At 71.2% G+C, this 10,075-nt stretch carries 6 protein-coding genes, 1 tRNA gene and 1 rRNA gene; 3 read left to right on the top strand and 5 right to left on the bottom strand.

Going from position 1 to position 10,075, the window contains the following annotated elements; genetic code table 11:
• The first annotated feature begins 66 nt into the window (after window positions 1-66).
• Window positions 67-978, top strand: a complete 912-nt coding sequence (locus tag QZX64_RS04355) for a glucose 1-dehydrogenase (protein ID WP_295657280.1) — start codon at window positions 67-69, stop codon at window positions 976-978.
• An 18-nt stretch (window positions 979-996) separates the two neighbouring features.
• On the opposite strand, the gene QZX64_RS04350 is transcribed toward QZX64_RS04355, so the two are convergent.
• From QZX64_RS04350 to QZX64_RS04330, 5 genes are all read right to left on the bottom strand, one after another.
• Entirely contained in the window at window positions 997-1,344 is a 348-nt protein-coding gene (locus QZX64_RS04350; RefSeq protein ID WP_295657278.1) for a hypothetical protein, read from the bottom strand.
• 90 nt (window positions 1,345-1,434) lie between these two features.
• Window positions 1,435-3,015 (bottom strand): hypothetical protein, encoded by a 1,581-nt coding sequence (locus QZX64_RS04345; RefSeq protein ID WP_295657277.1) that lies wholly within the window; start codon window positions 3,013-3,015, stop codon window positions 1,435-1,437.
• 174 nt (window positions 3,016-3,189) lie between these two features.
• Window positions 3,190-3,263 (bottom strand) — tRNA-Ile (locus tag QZX64_RS04340).
• Between the two features lie 14 nt (window positions 3,264-3,277).
• Window positions 3,278-6,082: a response regulator gene (locus QZX64_RS04335; protein ID WP_295657276.1), complete on the bottom strand. Its 2,805-nt coding sequence runs from the start codon at window positions 6,080-6,082 to the stop codon at window positions 3,278-3,280.
• A 75-nt stretch (window positions 6,083-6,157) separates the two neighbouring features.
• Window positions 6,158-7,678 (bottom strand): serine/threonine-protein kinase, encoded by a 1,521-nt coding sequence (locus tag QZX64_RS04330; RefSeq protein ID WP_295657275.1) that lies wholly within the window; start codon window positions 7,676-7,678, stop codon window positions 6,158-6,160.
• 94 nt (window positions 7,679-7,772) lie between these two features.
• Here QZX64_RS04330 and tyrS point away from each other — a divergent pair, with 94 nt between their 5' ends.
• Window positions 7,773-9,041 carry a tyrosine--tRNA ligase gene (gene tyrS, locus QZX64_RS04325; protein ID WP_295657274.1) on the top strand — a complete coding sequence of 423 codons (1,269 nt, stop codon included), beginning with the start codon at window positions 7,773-7,775 and terminating at the stop codon, window positions 9,039-9,041.
• A 639-nt stretch (window positions 9,042-9,680) separates the two neighbouring features.
• Window positions 9,681-10,075: ribosomal RNA gene (locus tag QZX64_RS04320) — 16S ribosomal RNA — on the top strand; the annotation flags it as partial.

The following is a 10,075-nucleotide window of genomic DNA, read 5'->3' as shown; positions in this document are numbered from 1 at the left end:
GCTGGGACCAGGAGGCGGAGGGCAGCGCCTGACCACGCACGGACGACCGATCGAAGGGAGCACCGCATGTCGCAGCACACCCCCGAGACCCGCGACCCGCACGAGCAGCACACCCAGCCCGACACCCAGGGGGACCAGCTGCCGGACCCCGGGTCCGAGGGGTCGGTGACGGGCACGATGTCCGAGGAGCCCGACCACGGCGAGGAGAGCTACCAGGGATCCGGCAAGCTCACCGACCGCGTCGCCATCATCACCGGCGGCGACTCCGGCATCGGCCGGGCCGTGGCGCTCGCCTACGCCCGTGAGGGTGCCGACGTCGTCCTGGTCTACCTCGAGGGTGAGGACGAGGACGGGCGCCGTACGGCCCAGCTCGTCGAGGACGCCGGCCGCAAGGCGCTCCTCATGCCCGGTGACATCCGCTCCGAGGAGTTCTGCCAGCAGGTCGTCGACCGCACCGTCGAGGAGCTCGGGCGCATCGACGTCCTGGTCAACAACGCGGCGTACCAGATGTCCCAGGCGGGCAGCATCAGGGACATCACCACCGAGCAGTTCGACCGGGTGATGAAGACCAACCTGTACGCGATGTTCTGGCTGTCCAAGATGGTGCTGCCGCACCTGCCGGCCGGCGGCACGATCATCAACACCAGCTCCATCCAGGCGTCCTCGCCCTCCGCGCAGCTGCTCGACTACGCCACCACCAAGGCCGGCATCGCCAACTTCACCCGCGGGCTCGCCTCCGCGTTGGGGGCCGACGGCATCCGGGTCAACTGCGTGGCTCCGGGCCCGATCTGGACCCCGCTCATCCCCGCGACCATGCCGGCGGAGAAGGTCGAGGTCTTCGGCCAGGAGACCCCGCTCGGCCGCGCCGGCCAGCCTGCCGAGGTGGCGACGGCCTTCGTCTTCCTGGCCTCCGCGGAGTCCAGCTACATCACCGGCGAGGTCATCGCCGTCACCGGCGGGGGACCTGTCACCGTCTGAGGGCCGGCCGGCCCGGCGTCACCTGCGCGGCTGCGCCGGGTTGGTCGGGTCGCCGTGCGAGGGGGGATTGATCGGCGGGCCCTCGGTCTGGGGGGTCACCGGAGAGCCGGTGGGCGGCGCGTGCTCGGCCTCCGGCGTGGCGGCCAGCGGGTCGCCGCCGCTGGGCGCGGCACCGTCGCGCAGCTGCTGGAGGCGTCGCTCCAGCACCAGGACCACCGAGAGCCGGTCGCCGTGCGCCTTCTCGTAGGCCAGGACAGTCTCGACGCCGGCGAGGTCGAGCGTCCTGATGCGGCCCTCCAGCGATCCCACGGGCAGGTGGTCGTAGTCGGGGAGGGGCAGCTGGTCGTGGTGTGGTGCGTCGTTCACGGGGGGCCTCCGAGCGGCTCGGGTACGTCGAGTGCGTCGCGGTACCCACGCCGACCGGCGCGCATGTGCGGCCGGCCGGGCGTGGGCGTGCTACAGACGCAGCCGGACGTGGCGGCGCTTGCCCACCGTGATGTCGATGGTGGACCCGCCGACCTTCCCCTTGCTCGTGAGCCGGAAGCCACCGCGGCGGACGCGCGCCCGGTCGGCGACGTCGGCGCCCTTGAGGAGCCGGACCGAGCTGCCCGCCTTCGCGGTCGTGCTGCAGGTGACCGACCATCCGGCGCGGCGCTTGGCCACCTTGCACGCCGAGATCTTCGCCGCCGGCACCGCCCCGGCACTGCCGGCGAATCCCTGGGTGGGGGACAGCACGACCCGGAGCAGGCGCAACCGGGCCTTGGGCTTCCATGTCAGGGCGAACCTCCCGGCCTTGTCGACCTTGCTGCGGTCAACCGTGGTCCAGGAGGCGCCGGCGGTCGGCCGAGCCTGCAGCTGCACCGCGGTGCCGGACAACGCCGGGACCACCGTGAGGCCGTCGACGGCGCTGCCGACCCGGCCCGTGACGCGCGACGGCAGGACGGCACGAGACGGCTTGGGACGAGCCACCTTGACGACCGTGGCCTTCAGCGCTCCCGGTCCGGGGGTGACCGTTCCCGGTGCCGGACCGTCTGCAGAGGCAGCGACGGTGAACGTGCGCTGCGCGCTGCGGGTGGCCCCGGAGGTCAGGACGGATCGGGCGGTGGCCGTGTAGGTGCCGGCACCGAGGGTGAAGCGGGCCCGCCAGCCGCCCACGGCGTCCACGGTGGCGGCCACGGAGACGCGGTCGATCGACACGGTGACGCCGGTGACCGCGTCCGGCTGGGAGCCGGTCAGCCCCGCAGCCAGCGCCGCGGGGTTGGGCGCCAGGTTGCAGCTCTCACCGGTGGCCGCAGCCATCTTGTAGAGGCTCCCGGTGCGCGCACAGGTGGCCTCGGCACCGATGCCGAAGCTCCGCAGCCGGGTCCCGGACCCGGTGAGCTCGCTGAGCAGCCCATCGTCGATGGGTGCCTGCCCGTCGGAGAGGAACATGATCCACTTGGGCCCGGCCGGCGCGGTGCGCAGCGTGGCGAGCGCCGTCGAGATGGCGCTGTTGAAGGCCGTCCCGGTTCCGCTGCCGCCGAGGGTCTTGGGGTCGTAGAGGCCGATCCTGTTGCGGACGACGCTCCTCGCCACGGTGTCGATGCGGGGACGAGCGTCGCCGCCGCTGAACTGCGGAGGCAGGAACGTCGCACTGCCGGCCGGATCGAGGTCGGCAGCCGCCGCCTGGTTGGCGAACGCCACCAGGCCCACCTGCAGGCCGCTCGTCGCCGCGAGACTGCCGTTCAGGGACCCGACCCCGGCGATCTCGCAGTCGAGGATGTCTCCGACGCTGCCGTCACCGTTGAGGTCGTCCTCCGGCCCCAGGGCACCGTTGCCCGAGCAGTCCGATCCCCGCTCGGGAGGGGTGAGCGCGGTGGACGTCGTCGCGTCCATCACGTACAGGACGGTGGTCACCTGGCCCTGCTCCCCCTCCACCCTGCCGGTGAGGTCGACGGTGCCCGCGCGGGCACCCGTCGGCGCGTCGATGATCACCGACGCGGACGCCGGGCTCGCGGACCCCGCCGCGCCCAGCGCCACCAGTGATGCGGCCACCATGCCCAGCGCAGCTGCTGCGCCGGTGTTACGAATCCGTGCTCGAGTCATGAGACACCCCCCGACCACATGATCGCTCCTGGCGGGCGCGCGGGTGGCCGTTTCGGCAAAGATGCCCCCAAATTCAGGGAGTTCCACGGTGTGCGTCGGCTGCGGCCGACGGACATCACCACGCGGTGGGGCGGGTGGGGCTCGAACCCACGACCCAAGGATTATGAGTCCTCTGCTCTGACCGACTGAGCTACCGCCCCTTCGCAGCGAGATCCTAGTGGGAGCGCCCGTCGTCCGGGCTGACGTGGGCCGCCCGGTAGTCCAGCAGCAGTGCGCGGCCCCGGGACACCTCCTGCTCGGCGGCCGGGAGCAGGTCGCCCGATCCCCGGGTGGAGCCCGAGTCGGCGAGCAGCTCGAGTGCGGTCACGGCCTGCCGGGCGGCCACGAGCCCGAGGTTGCCGCAGCTGCCGGCGAGCCGGTGGGCGCCGAAGCGCAGCGCGTCGGCGTCAGCGGACTCCACCGCCTCGCGCAGCTCGCCCAGCTGGTCCTCGGCGTTCGCCACGAAGTTGCCGATCGCCCGCTCGAGGTAGGCCGTGCTCGCGGGGTCCATGTCGCGCAGCATGTCGAGCCGGCCCAGGTCGACACCGTCGACGACGCGGGGAGCCGCCTCGTCCCGGTGCTCCTCGACCACCGGCACCGGCCGGCTGAGCCACGTCGCCAGGGTGCGGGCCAGCGCGTGCGGGTCGACGGGCTTGGTGAGGAAGTCGTCCATGCCGGCCTCGAGGCAGCGCTCACGCTCGCCGGGCACGGCCGCGGCGGTCATCGCGATCACCGGCACGTGCCGACCCCCGGCCAGGCGGGCACGCAGCTCGCGGGTGGCCGCGAGGCCGTCCATCCGCGGCATCTGCACGTCCATGAGCACCAGGTCGTGCCGCTCCGGGTCGATCAGTCTGAGCGCAGCCAGTCCGTCGTCCGCCGTCTCCGCGGAGTAGCCCAGGGAGTCCAGGAGCCCCACCGCGACCATCTGGTTGACGACGTTGTCCTCCACGACCAGGACGTGGCGGCGCCGGCTGCCGCGGACGGGGGCGGCCGACCGCGCAGCACCCGCCGCCGCAGCACCCGCCGCCGGGGCGCCCAGCACGGGGCCACCCGCCGGCGACCCCACCTTCGCGGTGAACCAGATGCGCGTGCCGACGCCTCGCCGGCTCTCCAGGCCGATCTCGCCGTCGAGGGCCTCCACGATCTCGCGGGAGATGGCGAGCCCCAGCCCGGTGCCGCCGAACACCCGGCTGGTCGAGGTGTCGGCCTGCTGGAAGGGCGCGAACAGCCTCTCCGCGTCGACGTCGGTGCCCACGCCGGTGTCCCGCACCTCGGCGCGGAGCATCCACCCCTCGTCGAGGGGGATCGCGGCCACCTGCACCGACACCGACCCCTCGCGCGTGAACTTGACGGCGTTCGAGGCGAGGTTCCCGAGCACCTGCGAGAGCCGCGTCGGGTCGCCGTTGACCACAGCGGGCACGTCGTCGTCGAAGGAGATCACCAGGGCGAGCCCCTTGGACCGCCCGGCGGACAGGATGGGCGTGACGGCGCTCTCGACGACCGACCTCACGTCGAAGTCGATGGCCTCGAGCTCGAGGTGCCCGGCCTCGATCTTCGAGTAGTCGAGGATCTCGTTGATCAGGCTCAGCAGCGCGCGTCCGGACAGCTCCACCCCCGAGACGAGGCGGCGCTGCTCGGCGTCGAGGCAGGAGCGCATGAGCAGCTCGTTGAGTCCCAGCACACCGTTGAGCGGGGTGCGGATCTCGTGGCTGATCATGGCCAGGAAGTCGGACTTCTGACGCGACGCCTCCTCGGCGGCGTCACGGGCCGCCGCGAGCTCGCGGGCGGTGGCCTCCCTCTCCGCCACCCGTCCGATCTGTACGGCGGCCTGCTCGGCCATCCGCTCGATCAGGTCGCGTCGCTCGACGGACGGCCGGGAGGTGATGACGTAGACCGCATGTACCTCTCCGGCGTGCAGGACGGGGCAGGCCAGGGTGAGTCCCCGCTCGTCCCACACCGTCGTCCGCTCCTCCACGCACCGCTGCACGAGCCGCACCTCCCCGGCCACCAGCTGTGGGTCGGCCTCGTCGGCGAGCCGGTCGCCCTCGTCGACGTACAGCGGCAGGACGGCGCCCGCCTCGCAGACGTAGCCGCGGGCCCTGACCCAGTCGTCGTGGTGGAGGATGAGCTCCCGAGCCTGCCGCAGCACCTCGGCCATGGTGCTCGCCTCGTTGGCAGCGCTGGCGACGGCCTCCATCAGCCGGTTCTGGCCGATGCGGTCCCGGAGCGCGTTCTCCGCCTCGACGGTCTCCGTGACGTCCTGCACCGTCCCGGACAGGGAGACCACGGTGCCCGCGGCGTCGAAGCCGAGCTCGGCGCGCACACGCGCCCAGATCCAGCCCTGGCGGCCTCGGGAGCGGACGTCGAAGACGGCGTCGGTGCCGGCGGCCACCGCCTGCGCGACGGACCGGTCGAAATGGACGCGATGGTCATCGTGGACGATCCGGATGAAGGAGTCGTAGTCGTGCCCGAAGGGCTCCTGCGTGTCCAGGAGGTCGTACAGCCCCGCCGAGCCGGTGATCTGACCGCTGGCGAGGTCCCACGTGAAGCTGCCGATGCGGGCGATCCGCTGCGCCTCGGCGAGGCGTTCCTCGCTCCTGGAGAGCTCCGCCACGATGTTCTTGCGGTGGGTGTAGTCGGTCATCCGGTGCAGGACGCCGATGAGCCCGTTCTCGTCGTACAGCGGGGTCTCGCTGACCAGCACCCAGACCACGCCGCCGTCGGGGCGCACCCACTGCACCTCGACCTCCGCCTCGTTGAAGAGGCCCGCGCGCACCTCCTCGAGGTGGCCGGCGAACTCCCGGCGTCCCTGCTCGTCGAGGAAGTCGAAGGCGGTGCGCTCGAGGAAGCCCTCGACCGGCACCCCCATGAGCTCGGCGCAGGCGCGGTTGGCGTGGAGCAGCCGGCCCTCGGGGTCGAAGACCCAGATGCCGTCCTTGGACGTCTCCACGATCGCGCGGTACAGCTGCACCAGCTCCACGGCGTGCGGCCCCTTCCTGACCTCAGAGGGCCACCCTAGGTCGGCACCGCGCCCCGCGGAGGTCGTTCGCGCAGGTCAGCCCTCGTCCGCGATGAGGAACGAGTCGCCGGACCGGACCAGCTGCAGCGTGACCGTCTCGCTGGACGTGCCGTTGGCGGTCACGTAGTCGACGTCGTAGGTGACCGAGAGGGTCTCCGGTTCGGGCCGTACGTCGCGCAGGGTCGCGCTCTCGATCGTGGACCAGAAGCCCTGGTAGCTGCCGTAGGGGCCGCTGGCCTGCTGGAACTCGGGCGTGAGCCGCGTCCACGACGACCTGGGGTCGGAGGTCGCCGTCGCGAGGTAGTCGGCCACGAAGCTCTCCATGGCGGCCGCGTCGGTGGCAGCCGGAGGCGACTCCGACTCCGACTCCGACTCGGTCGGCGAGGGCTCCTCGGACGGCTCCTCCGAAGGCTCCTCGGCCGGTTCCTCGGAGGGCTCCTCGGCCGGCTCCTCCGACGGCTCGTCCGACGGTGTCGGGGCCGAGGAGCTCTGGTCGTCGGCGGCAGGCTCGGTCCCCGGGTCGTCGCCTCCGAGCTGGCTGGCGGCGAACGCGAGGGCGCCGACGAGCAGCAGCCCGACGACGGCCAGGACCCACGGCAACCGCGACCGGCGCCGGCCCGTCGCCGGAGGGGGAGCAGGCGCGGGTGCCGGGGCCACGGGCGGGCTGGCGGGCGGCACCGGCGCCACGGGGGTCGAGGTGAGGACCCCGGTGCGCTCGGGCACCTCCTCCAGTGGAGCCGTCGCCACGGCCGGGATGGGTCCCGGCACGGTGGAGCGATGCTCGGCCAGGAAGTCGCGGACGCGGGCCATCGACCACCGCTGCGCGGGGTCGGTCGCCATCGTGTTCTCCAGCAGCGGCGCCAGCGGGCCGGCGTCGGCGAGGCGCGGCGGCGGCTCGTTGACGATCTTGTACATCGCCCCCAGCACATTCCCGCCCACGTCGTACGGCGGCCGCCCGGCCAGCGCGTGGAAGAGCGTGGCGCCGAACGACCACACGTCGGCCGCCGGCGTGGCGACCTGTCCCGAGGCGACCTCGGGGGAGAGGTAGGCCGGGGAGCCGGTCACCAGTCCGGTCTGGGTGAGCGAGGCGTCGGCCTCGGCCCGGGCGATGCCGAAGTCGGTGAGCTTGGCCTGCCCCTCGGGCGTCAGCAGGATGTTCGAGGGCTTCACGTCGCGGTGCACGATCCCGGCGGTGTGCGCGGCGGCCAGCGCGTCGGCGGTCTGCCAGAGGACCTGTGCGGCACGCTCGGGCCTCATCGGCCCGTCCGCGCGGATCACCTGGGCGAGGCTGGCCCCCTCCACGTGCTCCATCACCAGCCAGCGCGCGCCCTCCTCCTCGACGAGGTCGTAGACGGCCACCACGTGCGGGTGGTTGAGCCGGGCCGCCAGCCGTCCCTCGCGCTGCGCGCGCTCGAGGTCGGGGACGGACGCGTCCGGGGTGAGACCGATCCGCTTGAGCGCGACGTCGCGGTGGAGCACTTCGTCGCGACCCAGCCACACGGCGCCCATGCCGCCGCGGCCGATCTCACGGTCGAGGGTGTATCTGCCTGCAATCACGTCCGCCAGCCTATGAGCCTCCGCGCGCGCCCACACCATCTGGCAGGCTGTATTGACCGGTACGCCGTGCCGACCACCCTCGAGAGGACCCACCGTGTCGAGCCCGAACATCCTGGACGAGCTCGAGTGGCGCGGGCTCATCGCGCACTCGACCGACCCCGACGCCCTGCGTGCCGCGTTCGGCGAGGGCAGCGTCCGGTTCTACGTCGGCTTCGACCCGACCGCCCCGAGCCTCCACATGGGCAACCTGCTGCAGATCGTGACGGCACGCCGGCTCCAGGACGCCGGCCACACGCCGTACGCGCTGGTGGGCGGTGCGACCGGGATGATCGGCGACCCCAAGGACTCCGGCGAGCGCACCCTCAACTCCCGCGACACCGTCAAGGCCTGGGTGGAGAAGGTGCGCGGCCAGGTCGCGCCCTTCCTCTCCTTCGAGGGCCGGAACGCAGCGACCATGGTCGACAACTACGACTGGACCGCGTCCATGTCGGTGATCGACTTCCTCCGCGACATCGGCAAGCACTTCCCGGTCAACCGGATGCTGGCCCGCGACACGGTGAGGCGCCGGCTCGAGTCGGGCATCAGCTACACCGAGTTCTCCTACGTGCTGCTGCAGTCGATGGACTACCTGACCCTGCACCGGGAGCACGGCGTCACGCTGCAGTTCGGTGGCTCGGACCAGTGGGGCAACATCACCGGCGGCGCCGAGCTCGTGCGCCGGGCGACCGGGGACCACGTGCACGCGTTCGCCACGCCGCTGGTGACCCGGGCCGACGGCACGAAGTACGGCAAGACCGAGGGGGGAGCGCTCTGGCTCGACCCCGAGCTGATGTCGCCGTACGCCTTCCACCAGTTCTGGCTCAACGTCGAGGACGAGAAGGTGGTGGAGATGCTGCGCCTGTTCACCTTCCTCTCGCAGGAGGAGATCGACGACCTCGCGGGCCAGACCGCGGAGAAGCCGTTCCTGCGCGCTGCCCAGCGGCGGCTGGCCGACGAGGTGACGACGCTCGTGCACGGGGCCGACGAGACAGCTGCGGCCAAGGACGCCGCCGGTGCGCTGTTCGGCGGGGGAGACCTGCACGTCCTGAGCGTCTCCGCGCTGGCTGCGGCGCTGCGCGAGGCGGGCTCGGTGAACATCGAGCGCGGCCAGCGGCTCCCGCCGGTGGTCGACCTCCTCGTCACCACGGGACTGGCCTCCAGCAAGGGGGAGGCGCGCCGCACCGTCGGCGAGGGCGGCGCCTACCTCAACAACGTGCGGGTCCAGGACGCCGACGCGTCGCCCACCGACGACGACCTGGTCGGCGGTGCGTGGCTGGTGCTGCGGCGCGGCAAGAAGAAGATCGCCGGAGTGGAGGTCCGCTGACGGCGGTGCCTACGCCGTCGCACCGACGACACGCTCGATATCACCGCCGCTGGCCTCTGACCTGCACAGACGCGATTGTGGCCGCCGTCACGTCCAAGTGATTTGCACGCAGCCCGGACCTCGCCTAATGTTCTCCGAGTCGCCAGGGAGCGGCGGGGAGCAAGATCGAGAGATCGGGCTCCCGGCCCCGGGTAGACCAACCCCCACACCACACCTCATCGCGAGGTGGCCCAGTGCGCGCATCAGCGGCCAGGGCCGGCTCGCGTCGATGTGGCGCCGGCTCCGACCGGCCGGGGGAGGCAGGGAAGGCGGTCGATTTGCATCGGCTGAATCCCGGCCGCTAAAGTTTGTGGAAGCGCTCCGATACAAGTCCTGGTGAGGGATGCGGTTGGGTGTGTCTGATTCTTGAGAACTCAACAGTGTGTCATAGTCGACGAATTAGTTTGTTTTGCCCCTTTTCGGCTGTTGCGGGATTGTTGCCTGTCTTTGTTGGTGGGTGGTGGTTTCGTGGTGGTTGTGAGGTTTCTTTGGTTTGACAATGATTTCTGACGATTTTTGTCGGTTGTTTGTTGTTTGACCGGGATGTGGCTCTCTTTTTCCTCGCACTGGTTGTTTGTGGTTGGTGTGGGGTGTTTGTTTTTGATGGAGAGTTTGATCCTGGCTCAGGACGAACGCTGGCGGCGTGCTTAACACATGCAAGTCGAGCGGTAAGGCCTCTTCGGGGGTACACGAGCGGCGAACGGGTGAGTAACACGTGAGTAATCTGCCCTTCACTTCGGGATAACTACCGGAAACGGTGGCTAATACCGGATATGACCTGTCCTCGCATGGGGGTGGGTGGAAAGTTCTGGCGGTGGAGGATGTGCTCGCGGCCTATCAGCTTGATGGTGGGGTAATGGCCTACCATGGCTTCGACGGGTAGCCGGCCTGAGAGGGTGACCGGCCACACTGGGACTGAGACACGGCCCAGACTCCTACGGGAGGCAGCAGTGGGGAATATTGGACAATGGGCGAAAGCCTGATCCAGCAACGCC

The organism is uncultured Nocardioides sp., assembly GCF_902805925.1.
In the GTDB taxonomy this organism is placed as follows: domain Bacteria; phylum Actinomycetota; class Actinomycetes; order Propionibacteriales; family Nocardioidaceae; genus Nocardioides.
The sequence above is the reverse complement of the archived record's forward strand: the minus strand, read 5'-3'. Positions and strand labels throughout refer to the sequence as shown.